Annotated in this window: 12 protein-coding genes; 8 read left to right on the top strand and 4 right to left on the bottom strand. The window is 37.2% G+C overall.

Annotated features, from left to right (window positions below):
• Window positions 1-249 precede the first annotated feature (249 nt).
• Entirely contained in the window at window positions 250-2,364 is a 2,115-nt protein-coding gene (locus R3E32_01445) for an alkaline phosphatase D family protein (GenBank protein ID MEZ4883370.1), read from the top strand.
• A gap of 130 nt (window positions 2,365-2,494) precedes the next feature.
• Here R3E32_01445 and R3E32_01440 read toward each other — a convergent pair whose 3' ends face one another.
• Window positions 2,495-2,725 carry a hypothetical protein gene (locus tag R3E32_01440; GenBank protein ID MEZ4883369.1) on the bottom strand — a complete coding sequence of 77 codons (231 nt, stop codon included), beginning with the start codon at window positions 2,723-2,725 and terminating at the stop codon, window positions 2,495-2,497.
• A gap of 575 nt (window positions 2,726-3,300) precedes the next feature.
• Entirely contained in the window at window positions 3,301-3,963 is a 663-nt protein-coding gene (locus R3E32_01435) for a heme exporter protein CcmB (protein MEZ4883368.1), read from the bottom strand.
• 77 nt (window positions 3,964-4,040) lie between these two features.
• On the opposite strand from R3E32_01435, the gene accC reads away from it, so the two are divergent.
• Entirely contained in the window at window positions 4,041-5,531 is a 1,491-nt protein-coding gene (accC, locus tag R3E32_01430; GenBank protein MEZ4883367.1) for an acetyl-CoA carboxylase biotin carboxylase subunit, read from the top strand.
• 292 nt (window positions 5,532-5,823) lie between these two features.
• Here accC and R3E32_01425 read toward each other — a convergent pair whose 3' ends face one another.
• Window positions 5,824-7,944 (bottom strand): AAA family ATPase, encoded by a 2,121-nt coding sequence (locus R3E32_01425; protein ID MEZ4883366.1) that lies wholly within the window; start codon window positions 7,942-7,944, stop codon window positions 5,824-5,826.
• A gap of 107 nt (window positions 7,945-8,051) precedes the next feature.
• Here R3E32_01425 and R3E32_01420 point away from each other — a divergent pair, with 107 nt between their 5' ends.
• The 6 genes from R3E32_01420 to R3E32_01395 all read left to right on the top strand — a co-directional run bounded on the left by R3E32_01420 (window position 8,052) and on the right by R3E32_01395 (window position 17,517).
• Window positions 8,052-8,900 (top strand): DUF1963 domain-containing protein, encoded by an 849-nt coding sequence (locus tag R3E32_01420; GenBank protein ID MEZ4883365.1) that lies wholly within the window; start codon window positions 8,052-8,054, stop codon window positions 8,898-8,900.
• Between the two features lie 134 nt (window positions 8,901-9,034).
• On the top strand, window positions 9,035-10,630 hold the full coding sequence (locus R3E32_01415) for a caspase family protein (protein MEZ4883364.1): 1,596 nt from the start codon (window positions 9,035-9,037) through the stop codon (window positions 10,628-10,630).
• A 15-nt stretch (window positions 10,631-10,645) separates the two neighbouring features.
• Entirely contained in the window at window positions 10,646-11,683 is a 1,038-nt protein-coding gene (locus tag R3E32_01410; GenBank protein MEZ4883363.1) for a hypothetical protein, read from the top strand.
• The gene (locus R3E32_01405; protein ID MEZ4883362.1) at window positions 11,668-12,639 is read left to right on the top strand and encodes a MoxR family ATPase; all 972 of its coding nucleotides are present in this window, start codon (window positions 11,668-11,670) and stop codon (window positions 12,637-12,639) included. Before R3E32_01410 ends, R3E32_01405 begins: the two co-directional genes overlap by 16 nt.
• Window positions 12,629-13,786: a hypothetical protein gene (locus R3E32_01400; GenBank protein MEZ4883361.1), complete on the top strand. Its 1,158-nt coding sequence runs from the start codon at window positions 12,629-12,631 to the stop codon at window positions 13,784-13,786. The genes R3E32_01405 and R3E32_01400 overlap by 11 nt, the downstream gene beginning before the upstream one ends.
• Window positions 13,787-13,794: 8 nt before the next feature.
• Window positions 13,795-17,517 (top strand): tetratricopeptide repeat protein, encoded by a 3,723-nt coding sequence (locus tag R3E32_01395; protein MEZ4883360.1) that lies wholly within the window; start codon window positions 13,795-13,797, stop codon window positions 17,515-17,517.
• A gap of 73 nt (window positions 17,518-17,590) precedes the next feature.
• Here R3E32_01395 and R3E32_01390 read toward each other — a convergent pair whose 3' ends face one another.
• Window positions 17,591-19,312 (bottom strand): AAA family ATPase, encoded by a 1,722-nt coding sequence (locus R3E32_01390; protein MEZ4883359.1) that lies wholly within the window; start codon window positions 19,310-19,312, stop codon window positions 17,591-17,593.
• Between the last annotated feature and the right edge of the window lie 103 nt (window positions 19,313-19,415).

Below are 19,415 nucleotides of genomic sequence, written 5' to 3'. Positions count from 1 at the left end.
TATAAAGTCTTTATTATAAAAGAAAAGACAATATAGGTTTAATTTTAGCTACTACAAATATAAATCAAAAACACAGTTCCTTCAAGTTCTATATGTCCATTAACAAAACATTAACAAAGAATGATAGTATTTTATTTGATAAATGACAGCCAAGTAACAATAAAATAACGTCTTGCCAAATTCATTCTTACACCTTACCAAATCCTCCTTCAATAAAAATCGTAATTTACCTTCAAAAAATACCAAAACATGAAAAAAATCCTCCGTGCCTCCGTGCCTCTGTGTTCAATGCTCACTTCAACTGCTCCGACTTTATCGAAATGTCTCATTGGCAAAGTTGTTAACTCTTGCCAAAGTTTTCGCTCTTATCTCTCCACCTCTCTGTCTCTCCGTTCAATTATAATGTTACTCCTGATTTGCCTCACTTCAATGGCAAATACTCCCGATCAACCCAATGGCATCCAACAACTTCAACGCAGTTTCGCCTCACAAAATACCGACTTATTAGACGTTGATTTAGCCCCATTTTACCACGGCGTAGCATCAGGCGACCCCTTACACGACCGAGTCATTATTTGGACACGAGTGACCCCAACAGAAAACATGGAAGCCATTGCAGTAAAATGGTGGATGGCAAGCGATGTAGATTTGCAGAATGTGGTGCAATCTGGTGAAATTACCACCGATGTCTCCAAAGATTTTACCGTCAAAATAGATGTAACAGGTTTGCAGTCAGGCACAACCTACTATTACGTTTTTGAAGCACTGGGCAAAAAATCACTGATTGGCAAAACCAAAACAACGCCCATTGGAGCAAGTTCCGAGCATCTAAAATTTGCAGTCGTTTCCTGTAATATGTACCAAAGTGGTTATTTCACCGCTTATAGAAAAATTGCGGAACGCAACGACTTGGATGCGGTCATTCACTTGGGCGATTACATTTATGAATACGGCAATAGTGGTGTTTGGGCTTTAAGCGCAGAACGCCCACATGAACCTACAAACGAGGTGATTACCCTTGCAGATTACCGCACCCGATATTCGCTTTATCATTTGGATGCCGACCTAAGAGCGGCGCATCAACAGCATCCTTTTATTACTGTTTGGGACGATCACGAAGTCGCCAACAATGGCAACAAAGACGGTGCAGAAAACCACACACCCGAAACCGAAGGTGACTGGAATGTTCGCAAAAACGCTGCTCGAAAAGCCTACTACGAATGGATGCCGATTCGAGAAGCCGAAAAGTTTTACCGCACCATTTCCTACGGCAATTTGATGGATTTAGTGATGATAGACACCCGTTATGAAGGGCGAGAAGAACAAATTTACGATATCAACAGCCCCGATTTGCAAGATGAAAACCGCACGATGTTGGGACAAGAACAATTGCAGTGGTTTGAAAATCAATTGAATAATTCCATTGCAAAGTGGAAAGTCGTTGGCAATCAGGTGATTTTTTCGCAGATGAATTTGAGTTGGTTGGAGGCAGTCGGTACAGGCTTCGATGTGGATTCGATTCAGAGTTTGGTCTTGGATGTTTGGGACGGTTATCCTGCCGAGCGTGACAAAATTATTCGATTTTTGGACGAACAAAATATTGATAATACGGTGATTCTGACTGGTGATTTTCATACAAGTTTGGCGGTAGATGTGAGCATGAAACCCGTTGGAGAGAATGCCACCTACAACCCCGAAACGGGTGAAGGTTCAATTGCCGTTGAATTTGCGACACCGAGCATCAGTTCCCCCAATTTTGACGAATATTTTGGAGCAGCCGTTGCTGCTGCTTTGGAGTCTTGCCTCAATACAAGTCTATGTGTACCGAACCCCAATCCGCACCTCAAATTTTTGGATGTGGACAGACATGGTTATTTCATTTTGGATGTTCAACCCGAGGAAGTACAGGCAGATTGGTATTTGATGGAAAGCATTGTCGTTCCTGATGCCAATGAAATTTTTGCAGGTGGTTGGTTTTCAACTGATGGCGGCAATCACATTAGCCCTCGTACAAGTCCAAGCCCTGCAAAAGCGATTCAAGATATTCCCGCACCGCCTGATCCTCCAATGGTTACGAACATTGAAGACAATGCTGACCTCAACAGTGATTTGGTGATTTTGAGTTTATACCCCAATCCTGCAAGTGATTTTTGTTTGGTCAATTATGTGCTTTCTTCTCCGCAAAATTTGCAAATTCAATTGGTGGATGTGCAAGGTAAAGTGGTTTTGGAGGTTTTGAAGAAAAAACAAAATGCAGGAAATTATACTTTGAGTTTGGAATTGAAGGATTTGAGTGTGGGGGTTTATTATTTGTGGATGGGGGTTGGAGAGCGGAAAGTGGTTAGGGAGGTAATCAAGGACTAACAAAACTTTACACTGAACTTGTATCGTTTTCATCATCATCCTTTTCGCTATTTATTTGTTCTTCTAACGGTCGAATACTACTCACTACATCATTAATCAATAGAACTAAATACTTATCATAAATATTGTATTATATATATATATACGATTTATCATAGATTGAAATAAGATAAACAACGATTTCTCCATCAGCTTGCTCTACTACTTCGTGTATAAACGTAATCACACGCATCCCGCCACTTTTCCCCCTTCCTTTACTTTTGACAGCTTCTTTGATTTTTGTACCCTGTCTTGGGTTTTTCATGAGTGTTTGCTGAAATTCTCCCAACTCTCTTTTGAGAGAACGATATTTTTTCACCAATCTTTTAGCTTCTTTCTCAAAGTTATCCGTAGATGCTACTTAAAAATTCCTCTAATGTTTTCATCAGTTTTTCACCCCTTTGTATTTGCTGCACCTCCTTAAATCCTTCCATAAGACTTTTCCGTAAAGTCATGTATTGCAGCAAGGTAGGCAAATGTTCACTAATTTTTTTCCATGCTTCTATAGGAATCCGTACAGCCGTTTGTTTGCCCGTAGCATCTGTTAAATATTGAACCTCAATTTGGATAGACCATATTTTTCTATTTTTATTCTCAGTTATCTAATTTACCCTTTTGATTGGAGAAATGTTAGTACTTTGTATTTTATAGTTACTTTTCTAACAAAACAAAAAAACACAAGAATTGGTTCTTTTCAAATATCGGTGAGTGAATAATTCAGACTATTAAGATAATCATTTAGTTTTGTATCAATTAAACATTCACTGAAAATCATCTATTAAAATACAAAATCAAATGACCTTCCCTCCCAAAAAATTCTTCCTTATAGACGCTTTAGGCGCACTACTAACCAAATTGTCATTGATTTTCAATTAATTGCATTTAAATTTCCCTTCTTCAATCCCTCCATAAATAAGGAAACAAAATAAACGACAAGACCAACATAATCCCGTCAATCGCCAACAGAACGAGGATATCTTTCTCTGCATTTCCATCCCCTTCAATGCCTAAAACGGCTGCTTTGGAGAGGGTTATCAACAAAGACAAAACGGGAATGACCACAGGAAAACTCAGCACGGGCATCAGAGTCGCATTGTTGCTAGCTTTGGAGGAAATGGCTGAAATCAAGGTGAAACACAGCGCAAAACCTACTGCGCCCAATATCACAGTGGTCAAAAAAAGAGAGGTGTTTTCGATAGGATATCCCAATAATACGGAGTAAACGCCCAAAGCCAAAGTCGCCAAAAATAAGAGTAACAATACATTGTAAACCATCTTGGACAAAATAATGGCTTCGGGAGAAGCAAGTGTATAGTAATACAATTGACGATTCTGGCTTTCCTGCAAAAAACTTTTGGCAACCGCATTGACCGAGGCAAAAAGCATGATGATCCAAAACAAAGTAATCCAAGCTACTCCTTCAATCTCCATAAACGCCAAATAAACAACAACTACCGTAGATATGACGTACAGCAAAATCCCATTGAAGGCATACTTTTGTCGCCATTCAAGCAAGAGGTCTTTTTGGATAAGGTGAAAAACTTGGTTTAACAGATTCATATAATTCATTGATGCGACAAAGATAGTTCAAAAAGCCTATTTTGTTCCTTATATTTGCCCTTACTAAAAAACAAACTATGCAAAAAATACTCGTTGCCAATCGTGGAGAAATTGCCCTACGCATCATGCGCTCCCTCAAAGAAATGGGCATCCAAACAGTTGCCATTTTTTCGGAAGCCGACCGCAATTCACCTCATGTACGTTTTGCAGATGAAGCAGTTTGTGTGGGACCACCGCCTTCGAATCAGTCCTATTTGAAGGTCGAAAAAATCATTGAAGTCTGTCAGGAATTGGGCGTTGAAGGCATACATCCTGGCTATGGTTTTTTGTCCGAAAATGCAGATTTTGCCCGAAAAGTCACAGCAGCAGGTATCACTTTTATTGGCCCTCCAACGGGTGCGATAGAAACGATGGGTAGTAAATTGGCGGCAAAAGCAGCTGTTTCTCAATACGATATCCCGATGGTTCCAGGTACAGAAGGCGCAATAGAAGATGAAAAAGAAGCGATGGAAGTTGCGCTTCAAATCGGTTTCCCTATTCTTATCAAAGCCTCGGCTGGTGGCGGTGGAAAAGGGATGCGAATCGTAGAGAATGAAGAAGAATTGGCAGAACAAATGCAACGAGCAATCAGTGAGGCCAAAGCTGCTTTTGGAGATGGTTCGGTTTTTATCGAAAAATATGTGGGTTCACCTCGACACATCGAAATTCAGGTCTTGGCAGATACACACGGCAATGTATTGTACCTTTTTGAGCGAGAATGTTCTATTCAGCGTCGTCACCAGAAAGTGGTGGAAGAGGCTCCTTCTGCCGTTTTGACTCCCGAACTTCGAATCAAAATGGGGGAAAGTGCGGTGGATGTGGCACGAGCATGTGACTATGTTGGTGCGGGAACGGTGGAGTTTTTACTGGATGAAAATTTGAATTATTACTTCCTCGAAATGAATACCCGTCTGCAAGTCGAACATCCTGTTACAGAATTTATTACAGGAATTGACTTGGTAAAAGAACAGGTCAAAGTTGCGAGAGGTGAACGACTGAGTTTTACACAAGACAATCTACAAATCAATGGTCACGCCATCGAATTGCGGGTATATGCCGAAGACCCAACCAACAATTTTCTGCCCGATATTGGCACTTTGGAAAAGTACAGACCTCCTGTTGGAGAAGGAATACGAGTCGATGATGGTTTTGAAGAAGGAATGACAATCCCGATTTACTACGATCCGATGATTTCAAAGTTGATTGTTCATGCACCCAACCGAGCTGCAGCTTTGAAGAAAATGATTGAAGCGATTGACAACTATCAAATTGAAGGAATTGCCAATACACTGGCTTTCGGCAAATTTGTGATGCAGCATCCTGCTTTTATTTCAGGTAATTTTGACACACATTTTGTAAAAAACTATTTCTCACCTGATGCACTGCAAAATCACAGCGAAGCGGAAGCCAAAATTGCTGCATTTATCGCTATGCAGGTTTTTGAAGAGTCCAAACGCCAACATACGATTGACGACTTTTTGCACAGCAGCAATGGGGATAGTAAATGGAAGGTGAGGCGGAGAGTGTGAGGAAATTCAAATACAAACTCAAATTTCAAATTCAATTGACCAACTTTTTTATCCACCTCTACCTGTTTCTTCAAAAACAGGTAGAGATGTAATATATTGATAATCAATGGAAAGATGAATAAAGGCTAAATTCATGAGTCCGTTCAGATGCTTTCTGTAAATTCAAGTACACATCCTTATCAGGTTGCTGCAAAAGAATAGAAAACGTTGGCAATTTGTCTTTGATGGAAAAATCCCAAACTTCGGTATTCCAAGATTCTGCTCGGATTAGATTGACAAAATAATACAAGTATTACTTTTCTTCCTCCGTTTCGTCCGCCGAACCATCATCAATAGGCTCACCTTCATAGTATTCCGTATCCTTGTCCGCCATGTTCATCAAATGCCCCAACTGCTTCATGGTTTCCTCATTGGCTTGTGGGGATTGGTCAGATTGAGTCACGGATTTACTTTTTTTTTGTGGGTCGAATACCAAGATGCGTTCTACGGTTTCTTTAACAGGTGGAATGTCCTCTTCGGTAAGGGTCATCAATATCTCTTTGGTCAAAGGGGCAATTTTAACCAACCTATTTGCTTGACGTTCTACACATTCGCCAAATAAATTGCGGGCAACACGGGCGTTACCAAACGAAGAATTGCGTTTTTCGTAGAGTTCTTCAAAAATAAACATCAGCTTTTCTTCGCCATCTTCAGAGAGGGTAAAGTCCGCTTTTGAAGCAAAAATCTTGAAAATGTCCAGCAGTTCTTGTGGTTTGTAATGCTCAAAAATATAGTATCTATTGAAACGAGATTGAAAACCTGGATTGGACTTGATAAAATCTTCCATTTCATCGGGATAACCCGCCACAATGACAACCAAGCGTTTGCGGTAATCTTCCATGCGCTTCAATAGGGCTTCAACTGCTTCTGAGCCAAAGTCTCGTTTGTCACCTCCTCCTCTCGCCAAAGCATAGGCTTCGTCAATAAACAATACGCCATCAAGTGCCGCTTTCACCACTTCATCGACCTTCAAAGCCGTTTGTCCGATATAACCTGCTACAAGTCCAGCTCTATCGGTTTCGACCAAGTGACCTCGCTCTAAAATACCTAAGTGCTTGAAAATGCGAGAAATCAAACGAGCAATCGTAGTTTTTCCTGTACCTGGAGGTCCCATAAAAACCATGTGCAAACCTCTGCTCGAAGTAGCCAAACCTTTTTCTTCCCGCAATTTTTGGATTTTGAGGAAGTTAATCAGCGTTTTGATTTCTTCTTTGATGTTTTTCAAACCAATCAACTCGTTCAGTTCAGCAAAAACATCCTCCATAGATTCATTTTCGTCCACTTCTACTTGTGTCACATTGGCAATCGCTTTTTTGGGTTCTTGTGATAATTTTACAATCTTCTCCAATATTTTTTCCTCCTCTTTGGTCACTTTTCCATCGGCTTTCACGATGATTGAAGCAAAACGGTACAAATGACTTGATACTTCTTCAAATAGCTCATGCCCCAATTTGGAGAGAATCACAGGCAGCAGCATTTCGTTTGGAAATTGCCCTTTGACATTGAAGATTTTGAAGTCTTGGAGCAGTTTTATTTTTTCGCCAAAATTGGGATTTTGCAGCATATCGTTGATGCGGCTCAATTTGATGGCATCGCCCATATCGCCTTTGCCCAACAGTCGCTCATACATATACACCAAAGCAAACTGCACCCGACGAGAATTGACGGTTTCTACTGCCGTACACATATTGTAGATTCGGATAATGTCTTGTATAAACAATTCTTTTGTATCAGGGTCATTGACAATGATATCCGAATCATTCGACATTTTGCGAATGGTTTCTTTGAAGATTTTGTCTTTGTCCAATCTCTTGCAAAGGTCGAGGTAAACTTCTCCTTCGTGTCGCAACATTTGCAGATAAGCCTCATCTACAATGTCTTGTTCAATAGCTTGTTCGGGTGAAATTTTGTCTTTTGGAGCAGCTCCACCGCTTTCTTCCGTTTGCTCTTTTACCTTTTCACTTTTGCCAAAACGAACAATGTTTAGATCCTTTTCTTCGTCATACGCTGCAATTGCCAAAAATAGGTTTTGCAGTTTATCTTTCATGTCTTCTTTCAAATCGAGCAATGGCAGCTTCAATTTGCCTGATTCGTCAAACAATTGTTCGATTTTATCAATTGCCAAATACCCTTTATTGAAGTGTATATTGCTATCTGTCAAAATAAAACCGCCATTAGTTGAACCCAAGTTGTTGTCATAAAACAAGAATATTTCTTCTCTTGCCAAGTTCAATCCTGGGAATTGCTGTGACATCCGTAGGATGGTCAATGGAGGTACTTTGCCAACTGTGTAAAAACGATTGACCTGCAATTCGTCTTTATTGAAGTGGTCTGCTATCAGTTTTTCGATTTGATTCGAAGGTATTTTTGCCATAGTTTGTATTTTTTTCGACCTACAAAGCTAAAAAAATGAATCGCAATTGATGAATGATATGGATGAATTAATTTTTGTAAATTTGATAACTCATAAATTAACAGCACATGATTCGTTTACTTCAAGAATTTATCAATCGAATAGCCCAAAAAGATGGGAAACAAGTTTCGGAAGTTGATCCTAAAGAAATTTTAGCAGATTTACAGCCACAAATAGATGCTCTTGCTAAAACTTACATTCACATCCGCACTTCAAAAACAGAACCGCTTACATTCATAAACAGCAAGTTTGGTGGATTCCCTTATTTTCCTGCAAATCAAAATTTTCCTACAAGCAAAGAAGGTAAACCCCTCCGGTTGTTGGCACAGTTGAATTTTGCAGAGATGCCTAATTTGTCGCCATATCCCACAGAAGGGTTACTACAATTCTATGTGACTGGCGAAGACAATCTTCATGGTTTAAACTTGCGACAGCCGAGCAAACAAGAAGATTGGAGGGTATTGTTTTTTGATACATTGGATTTTGAAGCCCGCAATGACTTCGATGAATTGTATGAAAGTGATTGGAAATATTCTCCCTTGATGGTGTCACCTTTGAGTTTGGAATTTGAATTGAAGCAAGATTATCCCAGCTACCCTTCTTTAGAATACCATCAATTGATCCAACCTTTGTTTCAGAAAGTGGTGAAAGGTGATTTTGCAGATTTATTGGAGGATTTGTATTTGGACAAAGAGTTCGGGATAGGGCATAAAGTGGGTGGTTTTCCTTATTTTACTCAAAATGAAGTTCGGGAAAATCAGCCAGAATTTTCAGACTATCAATTGTTGTTTCAGCTAGATTCTGATGCAGACAAGATTATGTGGGGAGATGTGGGTGTGGCTAATTTTTTTATTCGAAAGGAGGATTTGGTGAAACGGGATTTTGATAGGGTGTTGTATAATTGGGATTGTCATTGATAATATATGATTTTTAGACTGTAAGTTGGGTTAAAGTATTTTTTCAAGTAACTTATTTTGAGATAAATATGCTCTTAATTTGTTAAGTTTGGTGAAAAATCTTATTATTGGCTTTTAATACAATAATAGAAAGTATGAGTAACAACACCTATTCCGTTTTTTATATTTATTCTGATGAAGACAATACATGGCGCAATGAATTGGAAAAGCAATTGGCTTTGTTGGTCAATGAAAAATTTATTGATACTTGGGGGAAAAACAGGATTCATGCAGGGAGAGAATGGAAAAAGGAAATTGAACGAGAACTGCAAAAAGCAGATATTGTTCTTTGTTTGATTTCTGCCAGTTTGTTCAATGACGATGATGCAATGGAGCAATTGAAAATTGCCAAAACATCTGAAAAACTTATTATTCCTATTATATTACGCCCTTGTTTATGGAATATTAGTCCAACTCTCAAAGACTTAAGCCCTTTACCCAAAAACCAACAGGCAATCAGTACTTGGGCTTCTAAAGAATCGGCTTATTTAGAAGTAGTACAAGAAATAATGGATATTGTAAATACCGAAATGGCTTCTAAACCAGAAGAAAAGTCTTTGATAAAAAACACGGATATGCCAGATACTAATTATTTTGAACATGGTTATGCACTTTTAATAGGTATTCGTTATGAGCATTGGAGCAACAAAGTAAGACCACTAAATGGCACTTTAAAAGATATTGAAGCCTTAAATTCCCATTTTACCAATCTTCAAAAAGCGGGCTACAAACAAGAAAACATTATCCAACTTACAGAAGAAAATGCTACGGCATCCAATATATTAAATGCCTTAGATACTTTGGCAAATAAAACGAAGAATGACCCCAATGCTTCTGTTCTAGTTTATTATTCGGGACATGGCGAAACAGATGGAACAAACTATTTTTTAGTTCCTTATGATTTTGATTTATCCCAATGGAGAAAAAACAGAACCTTCCATGAGGATAAAGTAGTGCTTTCTAAACACTTTGCTCAAAAAATCACTGAAATAAGAGCTAAAAAAAGTATGATTGCTTTAGACTGTTGCCATGCCGAAAACATACCTGTAGAGAAAAACTTAGATGCTCTGAACGCTAAATTTTTGAAAGGTTTTGTAGAAGAATTAGATACAGAGTTCAATGATTCGCCTGTAGAAAGAGGGGGGGCAGGAGAGATGAAGAAAGGAAGTGGTCGTGTAATCTTAACCTCTTGTCAAGCCAATGAAACTTCTTTGGATTTGGGAACAAATGGATTGTTTACCCAAGTATTATTGGAAAGCCTAAGTGGAGCAGAAAACATACGAAAAGATGGTTGGGTGAGGCTAATCGACTTAATGAACTATGTCCCTGCAAAAGTATCAGAAAAAGCGTTGAGTAAATATCATCACCAACAAAACCCAGTTTTCAAACGAATAGAAAATTTGGGTGCAGAAGACTTTATTATATGTGCTTATAATATTGCAACAGCGAAAAGCATAATTGTTAAACCTGAGCCTCCTATAAACGAAAATATAGATACAATGACCAAAGAAGAAATTATCAAACTTATTGACCAAGATATTGATGAAGCCTTAGATGCTTTAGATAAAGTCTTTGGAGACAGCAATGGTACTTACAATGACCTTGCTAACGAGTATTTTGAAAGGCCAGACAACTTCAATAAAGCAACTTACAGAAGTAAACTCAAAAGATTTGTAAAGAGAAAAATGTGAAATTAATCACCTAATATGACTGTAAAAGAAATAAAAAGCCTTATTGACCAAGATTTGGACGCAGCATTCGAAATCTTGGATAAATATTTTGAGGAGGACCCCATTTACAATGCCTTCAATGATGAATTTATATCACCTCCTCTTAACTTCGATAAAAGAATTTTCTGCCGCCGTTTACAACGATTTGTTCAAAGAAACAAAGAACTGATAAATGCGGAAAATGAAGACAAAAAATTTTTGCAGCCCGACAGTTCCGACCAAATATATCAACTTCTTTGCAATCTCAATTTTACCTCTCAAGTCAAGTATTTCAAAGCGATTGTCAAAAGCAAAAAGCCTATTATTCCCTTTGTGATTAGAGCCGAACAAAACTATGGACAAAGTTGGCTTTACAATAGGCTGATTTACCACTACCAAACAGAAAAACCCATTCACCCTCCAATCACCATAGACCTAAAAAGTTCTCAATTCAATGTATCGAGTTTGGTACAGCATCTGGCTTTGAATATTGGGGTAAAAAAATACGACGAATCTGAATCCATTGATGTTCACAGGCATCAAATCAAGGAAGTGTTGCTTGAAAAAATAGAAACTGCCTCTCAAATTTTGATAATCAAAAATGTCAATATCTTGATTCATTCGGAAGATTTTGAAGCATTCGTGGACATCATTGATTATTTTTTCACCAAAATAAAGTCCTCTACAATTCACAAATGTATCTTCTTTTTTATTGAAGATGAATTAACAATAGGCGACCCTTATTCCCAATATTGTATTTTTTCATCTAAAACCAAAGCCTTTCAAGCCAAGCAAGAACAACTCTTAAAATTCATTGCATTGACTCCCATACAGGCATTGACCAACAAATGTATTGAAGATTGGTTGGGCTTGGCAGAAGAAGACATTTGCGATTGTTTTAATTTGGAAGAAAAAACAATTGAACAACTTTTAATAGACTGTGGAAATGGACATCCCGAAAAAGTCCTTTATTATATTTGTAGAGAAATTGGTCAAGAATTCGATAAACACAAATCCAAATGGCTGAAATATTAACTTTTAATGGCAATGCGCTTGAGAACCCAACAGAGAAAGAACATGAATTGGGCTTGGAATATTATTGGGCTTCAGATGAATTGATAGAAGCGGTGAACCTTGCCCTTGCCCTCCAATACAAACGCCCACTATTGCTGATGGGTGAACCTGGCTGTGGCAAAACACGCTTGGCGGAAGTCGTTGCTTATGAACTACATGGAGAAAAAATGCAAGATCACTATTTTCGTTGGGACATCAAATCGACCACCAAAGCCAAAGATGGGATTTACCAATACGATGCCCTAAAGCGACTCTATCATGCCAACTTGGGCGATGCACAAAATAAAAAAACGGAGAACATCAAGGAATACATCGAATACGGAAAATTGGCAAATGCGTTTACCCAGCCGCAAAATGGAAACAAGCCCAACGTTTTGTTAATTGACGAAATCGACAAGGCGGATATTGATTTTCCCAACGATTTGTTGTTGGAGTTGGAAAACAAAACTTTCTTTATCAAAGAACTCGGCAAAGATGGAGAGATAAAAGCCCAAAGCGATGTATTGGTCATCATTACGAGCAACCAAGAAAAAGAACTGCCTCCTGCATTTTTGAGGCGTTGCATTTTTCACTTTATCAATTTTCCAGAAGAACAATTGGCGAAAATTGTCGAGCATCACATCGAAAGCGTGGACGAAGATGTGGTTGAAAAAGCATTGGAACTTTTTTCTGAAATCAGGGAAAACCTCAGCGATACAGACAAAAAACCTTCTACAAGTGAATTGATTGATTGGTTCAAAATGATTGATTATTACACCCAAGTCAAAGCCGACAAGCCCAATGCTGAAAACAGAACGAAAACTCAAAATCGCTTAATCGAACAATTGGATTTAATCAATACGGGAAAAATTCCCTTCAAGCAAGTATTGTTGAAAACCATTGAAGCCAATCAAAAAATGGAGAACGATGAATTTTAGCAAGCCTTCTCTTCCCTTATACGATTTTTTCCTTGCTTTGCGTAAGAATGGTTTTTCTCTGGGCATTGCGGAATACAATGCCTTGATGGATGCTTTGCAGGGTGGTTTTGGTATGAATAAAGAAATGGGTTTGGCAGAAGAAAATAGACTTTTTCGCTTGTGTAAATTGTTGTGGCTAAAACCCAATCAAAGCGAATTTGTTTTCAAAAGTTTATTTGAGGACAAATTCAAGAAAACAAAATGGGAAAACAAAAACTTGAAAGAAGAAGATGCGAAGCAAGAGGAAAAAGACGTGGAAAATTCAAACAATGAACCCGATTTCAACGACCCACAACTCAATGAAAACACCTTATCAGAAGAAGAAAATAAGGCGCAAAATCAACTCAACAATCTTCCCAAAACTTCATTGGTAAAATATGTTTTGGGCAGTGGCGACGGCGAAAGTATTCAATTGTCCACCTCACAAAAACCCAAAAAGAAATTCTTTTTTTCCAACAATTATTTTGACATCAGCAAGCGGCAAATGCTGCAAGTCTGCCGTTTTTTGCCCCTCAAACAGGCTTCGATAAATCAGCAAGAAATAGACATAGAAGCAAGCATTCAAGCGTTTGCAGAGAAAGGAGTGGGTTTTCAGCCTGTATTTCAAAAAAAAGAAAGAGTGGTCAATAATGTCTTGTTGTTGATAGACAATGGCGGTTCGATGATTGCTTTTGAACAGTTGGCAGAGACTTTTGCAACTGCCCTAAAAGATGCCTTTCAAACCCACAAAGAAGCCAACAAACAACAGATTGCCCAATACTATTTTTACAACATACCCGAAGAATACGTTTACAAAAATACGGCTCATACTGCCTATGATAAAACAGATGATATAATCGACAATTTTCTATCTATCTATTCCTCTGTCATCATCATCAGCGATGCGGGGGCTGCAAGAGGCGGAAATTCTACGGCAAGGTTCAAAAAGACACTTCGATTTATTTTGCAAATCAAAAAAGTAACGGAGAAAATCGTTTGGTTGAATCCAATGCCCGAAAAAAGGTGGGTGGGAACAACGGCTGAAAGGATTGCCCGATTGATTCCCATGTTTGGTTTGGACACCCAACACAATTTGCAAACTGCTATCAATACACTTCGAGGAAAATAATTTCTAAAATGCCAGATACTACTTACGACATACAAATTGCCCATTTTTGTGAAATGGGAGAAGGTTACGAAGAATTTTTGTACTTTGCTGCCCAACCTCTATTGTTTTCCACCGATTTGCTCTACAAACTTTGGCTCAACTTTCGAGCTTACAAACACAAAACCCCTCAAAAACAGGCTTCTTACATCGTGGTTTCTGATTTGATTTTATCGGGAATATGTAAAGTGATTGGAGCAGACTTGTTTTGTATAGAAGAAGAAAAGAGAAAAAAATTGAGTGCTTTGTTAGCTCCTCCAATAAGAAAAAAAGTGGCTTTTTTCATCGAACAATACGCCCTTCAAAACAAATCCCAAATAGGAGAGAATGTCTATAATATCCATACTTTGTGGGCAAAAAGCGTGTACGATGCACAAGAAATGGAGAGAATTATCATTGAGAAAATAAAACAAGAAAGCAATGCGTATCAAAAAGCAAACTACCTATCACTCTACTTCAAAACTCTTTCTACCGATTCAAAGGGCTTGGAAAAGGCAAATATTTCTTTAGAGTTTACGGAGGATGTTAATGACCCAGATATATTGAAATATGTTCCTAAGGAGTTGGAAGAAAGGATAAGGAATTGGGAATCTATAAATCGGAAAACTCTACTTTCTTCTCTCAATAACGATACTTTTTCAGAAAGCCAAATACCTGAATACCTTACCTTTATCCCTCCTATCGACCTGAGGGATGTCATTGGTCGGGAAAAGGATTTGAAGCGTTTGGAGAAGGCAATTTTGGCTGCTGATATAAGTTACAAAATTGTGCTGATAAGTGGTATGGGGGGTATCGGGAAAACGACCTTAGCGCAGGTTTATGTCGAAAAAAACAAAGACAAATACCTACACATTGCTTGGCTGACGCAAAACGACAACAACCCCGAATCCATTTTTTTGAATAATATGGGATTGTTGAGTTCCCTACAATTGAATTTTCAAGACAGCAAATTGTCAGCCAAAGATCAATTGAAAACGGTTTTTGCGGCAATGCGGCAAATTGTGAAGCCCGAGAAAAATAATCTATTGGTGATAGACAATGCTACCTCTGAATTACAGACACTTCGAGAAATCCCTATGCCTCCTCATTGGAAAGTTTTGGTAACTTCTCGGCATGAAATAAAAGGTTGTGAACAATTAAGATTGAGTTACCTAAGTGAAACAGATGCCTATCAATTGTTTCTGTTACATTATAATAAGCCTGTGACTCAAAAAGATATCGCTACTGTTCAAAATATACTCAGTGTTTTAAGCTACCATACCCTTTCCATAGAGTTATACGCAAAAACTGCTCAACACCTCCAAATTCCCCTATTCCGATTGGAGCAAAAGCTGCAAAATAGCCTTCAATTAGGTTATGAAACCGCAATACAAAGTCCCCACAAGCAGGGCAGAACCATCGAACAGGTATTTTCCTATTTGATAGAGATTTTTCAATTAGGTGAATTGTCTGAAAAAGAGGAAAAATTGCTGCGATTATGGACTTTACTTCCATCTATTTTTATTCCCGTTGAAAGAATTTTGTCTTTATGGCAACTGGATGTTGAAAAAGACGATGTGGAGTGGTTTGGGTACATAAATGCTGCTAAAAAATTGAGGCAAAAAGGTTGGTTAAGTGTAGAAGAACAGGAGGATGGAAGTAAAATGTATGCTATGAATAAAATTTTACAACAAGTCCTCCTTCAAAAATGGAATATTAAAGATTATGAAGCAGAATATAGACCTTATCTTGATTCTCTTACACGCTTACTTAATGGAGCAAAGGGCGATTTAGCACTACAAACCTATTTAATTCCCTTTGGGGAAAGTGCTTTAAAATGCTTAAAAGAAGATAATACTATTGATTTAGTCAATGCATTAGCAAATTCTTATAATAAAAATAATCGCTTGAATGATGCTTTTGTAACTTATGAGAAGGGCTTAGGTATCTATCGAAGATTATCAATGGAAAATCCGCAAATATTTTTGCCTAATGTAGCAAACACCTTGAACAATTTAGGTGCAATACATGAGCGTAAAAGCGAATTTAATATAGCCCTTAAAGTTTTTCAAGAAGCCTTAAATATTTATCGGAGATTATCAAATAAAAATCCACAAGAATTTTTATCAGATTTAGCTAAGACTTTAAATAATTTAGGCACTGTATATTATATTAAAAATGAGCTTGACCAAGCTATTATTTACTATAATGAAGCCTTAGAAATTTATAGAAGGTTAGCAGGGGGAAATCCACAGGTATTTTTACCTAATGTTCCTACTATTTTAAATAATTTGGCTACTCTATATGGTAATAAACAAGAGTTTTCTAAAGCTCTTCTTTATTATGAAGAAGCCTTAGAAATTTATCGAAGATTAGGAGAGGAAAATCTACAGGTATTTTTACCTAATGCTGCTACTATCTTAAATAATTTGGCTAGTCTATATAATAGTAGACAAGAGTTTTCTAAAGCTCTTGTTTACTATGAAGAAGCCTTAGATATTTATCGAAGGTTAGCAGGAGGAAATCCACAAGTATATTCACTTAATCTAGCAAATACTTTGAATGACTTAGGAGCAATATATAAGACTAAAAGTGAGTTTAATGCAGCTCTTAAAGCTTATGAGGAAGCTTTAGGGATTTATAAACAATTGAGTAAATCTAATTCACAGAATAATGATTATCAAAAAAATATGTCAGAAATCTACTCAAATTTAGGTTTCATTAATTCAGAATTACAGAATCATAAAGAAGCAATAAAATACATAGATAAATCATTATACTTAAATCCTGATAATTCATCACTTAGAAAAAATAAAGATGAATTAGTAGATAACCTTGAAAATTTAACAAAAAAGGAAGTCAAGAATGATTCTGGTTCACCAAAAGAAAACAATAAAAAATATGAATTTGATGTGTTTTTATCTTTTGCAAATGAAGATGCAGAGTTTGCGAAAAAGATTAATAATTCCTTAAAACAATTAGGATTAAAAGTTTGGTGTTCTCTTGACAAACTAAGAAGAAAAAAAAGTTCATTACTTTGGGGCATACAAGAGGGAATTAGAAAAAGTGAATTTGCAGTTATAATCGTAAGCGAACCTTATTTAACTAATAAATGGAATGTTGCTGAAGCGGCTACTTTTTTTGCATTAGAGAAAACAGACCAACCTAAAATTATTCCTATAGGTTATCGTATTACTTATGAAGAAATATTGAAAATATTCCCTTTATTTTTTATAGACAGATTTGAATATGTTGATGCCTCAAATTTGAATATTAATCAAATGGCACGCAAAGTCTTAAAGCAAATCAATTATGTGCGATATCAACCTCAATCCTCTTCCAATTTTAGAGAAGTTTTTAATACGATTTGGTATTCTCCAAAGCAATTTGGCATATTCGCCAATCGAAATCCTTTTATAGGTTTACTTCTCTTAGATTATGAAGGACTTTACTATAAAGGACAAAGAAAAGAGCTTTTTCAAGAGAAAAATAAAGAATTGTTTATTAAAGCAACTTCTATTCAAACTATTGAACATACCAGAATGGCGGGAGATGTAGCCAATAACTGGGTAAAAGTAAGTTATGATAATGGTCAAACTGCTTGGTTTCAAGACCATAGTGTTTATTTTGTAGATAGTCATCCTTTGAGTAATTTATTGGGGGGAAGTAACAATCTATATGCAGTCTTACAATTATTGTATGGAAAATCTAATTAATTATCAAAAGTAGAACCAAAAGCATTTTCCCTCAACAAACAAGAAATCATATCTTTCCCCCTCAAAATACTAATCACTCCAAAACCAAAGGCAAAACATAAGGCACTTTCCCTCCAAAAACAACCGACACCTCCACAATCTGCTCTTTCGGAATTTGATGTGCCAACAACTCTTTGTGGTATTGATTTCGAGCAATCTGTTGAGCAGCCTCTTTGAGGGTTTGGTTGATGCGTTTGTGGAAATTCCCGTCCGACTCCTTTTTATTTCGTTGAATCTGTTTGAGTTCCATTATGATTGCCTTTTGGCTTTTGTTGTGAGGCATAATCATAATGTCATACCTTCCCTCCCCACTTTCTCGATTCGAGCGAATGATGTAATCGTCTCCAATCACTGCCAACAAACCCAAAACATACGCCTGATACACTTTTTCAGGTTCTCCAGCTGTATCAAAGAAGCTGAAAGTGTCGCCAATGATTTTTTGGAAACCCCTTTCAAAATCCTTCAAGCGGTTGTTCAACAGATGTTCAGTCGTTTCAATCAGCGATTCCCGTCTGACTTTGAGGTTTTGACGCAACCAACTGATAACAATATCTTGAAAAACCGTTTTGATTTCGTAATTGGGCAATCGTAGGAGGTATTGTTTGCGACTGACTTCTTCCACGATAGTCAGATAGCCGCTAAAGGTGAGCAAAGTCCAGAGCAGTTCCCTATCTGTTTTAAAATCGGGAAAAACGAAATTTTCATCCAACCTTTTCTCTACACTTTCCCCTGCAATCAATTTTTCCAGCGTATTGTAGGTATTGTTCAAGTCGGGTTCTGTGATGCGTTCTTTAATCAAGGCATCCGTTCCTGTATTTATCCAATAAGCTTTGAAGCCTTGTTTATTTCTATCTATATAATTGACAATAGACCAAGGATTGTAAACATGAGTAGTAGTACCAAATTTATAGCCATCATACCATTGTTTTACTTCCTCAAGTTTATCTTTTAGATTAAAATAAGATAAAATTTCCTGTGTTTCCGATTCTGTAAAACCAAACTTACCTGTATAAAATGGGTCTAAAATGGTATAGACACCTACATTATTCATCTCTGAAAAAATACTTTCCCGTGCTATACGCATTATTCCCGTTATCAAGCCCTTTTGGAGGTAGTCATTTTCTTTAAAGGTATCTCCCATAAATACTTTTAGGAATCCGATAATACTTTTATAATAGCCGTTTTTATAACCTCCAATGACAGGCGTATCGTACTCATCTACCAAAATGATAGATTTTTTTCCAAAATGGATATGGAGATATTTACTCAATTTTTTTAGACTCGACTCACACTCTGTTTGATTGAATTTTTTCAAGATAAATTTTTCAACTTCCTTTTTCTCATACGACTTCAATTGATTGGATTCCAAAAGATAATCGTGATGTCTATACAAATTGGTGATTAGGTCTTCAATATGAGCATAACAGCGTTCCCAATTTTCTCCTCTTGCTTTTTTCAAAGAAATATTGATAACAGGATACTGATTTTGATGCTGTTTGCAAAAATCGGTCTCTTTGTCGATTAGAAACTCACTGAATAAATTGTTATTTTCCTTTTCTTGAATGTCAAAAAAATGTTCAATCATCGAAAGATTGAGGGTTTTTCCAAAACGGCGAGGGCGAGGCATCAACAAAACATGGTCGGCATCGTAGTAAAAATCCTTAATCAACAAAGTTTTATCTACAAAGTAGCCGCCATTTTCGACTATGTATTTAAAATTGGAGTGTCCTTTTAGTATTCTTTTTCTTTGGTTCATATTTATGTTCGTTTGACTCTTCTATCAAAAATACTAAAAATTTTACAAATTGGACAAATTTGCTTTCCTTCAATTGTAGGGCAATATTGAAGGAAGGCTTGGG

Source organism: Chitinophagales bacterium (assembly GCA_041392475.1).
In the GTDB taxonomy this organism is placed as follows: domain Bacteria; phylum Bacteroidota; class Bacteroidia; order Chitinophagales; family UBA2359; genus JAUHXA01.
The sequence above is the reverse complement of the archived record's forward strand: the minus strand, read 5'-3'. Positions and strand labels throughout refer to the sequence as shown.

Bases quoted from the DNA above. Each gene is read 5' to 3' on its own strand.
- R3E32_01445 (MEZ4883370.1), top strand. From the start codon at position 250: ATGAAAAAAATCCTCCGTGCCTCCGTGCCTCTGTGTTCAATGCTCACT.
- R3E32_01435 (MEZ4883368.1), bottom strand. From the start codon at position 3,963: ATGAATCTGTTAAACCAAGTTTTTCACCTTATCCAAAAAGACCTCTTG.
- accC (MEZ4883367.1), top strand. From the start codon at position 4,041: ATGCAAAAAATACTCGTTGCCAATCGTGGAGAAATTGCCCTACGCATC.
- R3E32_01425 (MEZ4883366.1), bottom strand. From the start codon at position 7,944: ATGGCAAAAATACCTTCGAATCAAATCGAAAAACTGATAGCAGACCAC.
- R3E32_01420 (MEZ4883365.1), top strand. From the start codon at position 8,052: ATGATTCGTTTACTTCAAGAATTTATCAATCGAATAGCCCAAAAAGAT.
- R3E32_01415 (MEZ4883364.1), top strand. From the start codon at position 9,035: ATGAGTAACAACACCTATTCCGTTTTTTATATTTATTCTGATGAAGAC.
- R3E32_01410 (MEZ4883363.1), top strand. From the start codon at position 10,646: ATGACTGTAAAAGAAATAAAAAGCCTTATTGACCAAGATTTGGACGCA.
- R3E32_01405 (MEZ4883362.1), top strand. From the start codon at position 11,668: ATGGCTGAAATATTAACTTTTAATGGCAATGCGCTTGAGAACCCAACA.
- R3E32_01400 (MEZ4883361.1), top strand. From the start codon at position 12,629: ATGAATTTTAGCAAGCCTTCTCTTCCCTTATACGATTTTTTCCTTGCT.
- R3E32_01395 (MEZ4883360.1), top strand. From the start codon at position 13,795: ATGCCAGATACTACTTACGACATACAAATTGCCCATTTTTGTGAAATG.
- R3E32_01390 (MEZ4883359.1), bottom strand. From the start codon at position 19,312: ATGAACCAAAGAAAAAGAATACTAAAAGGACACTCCAATTTTAAATAC.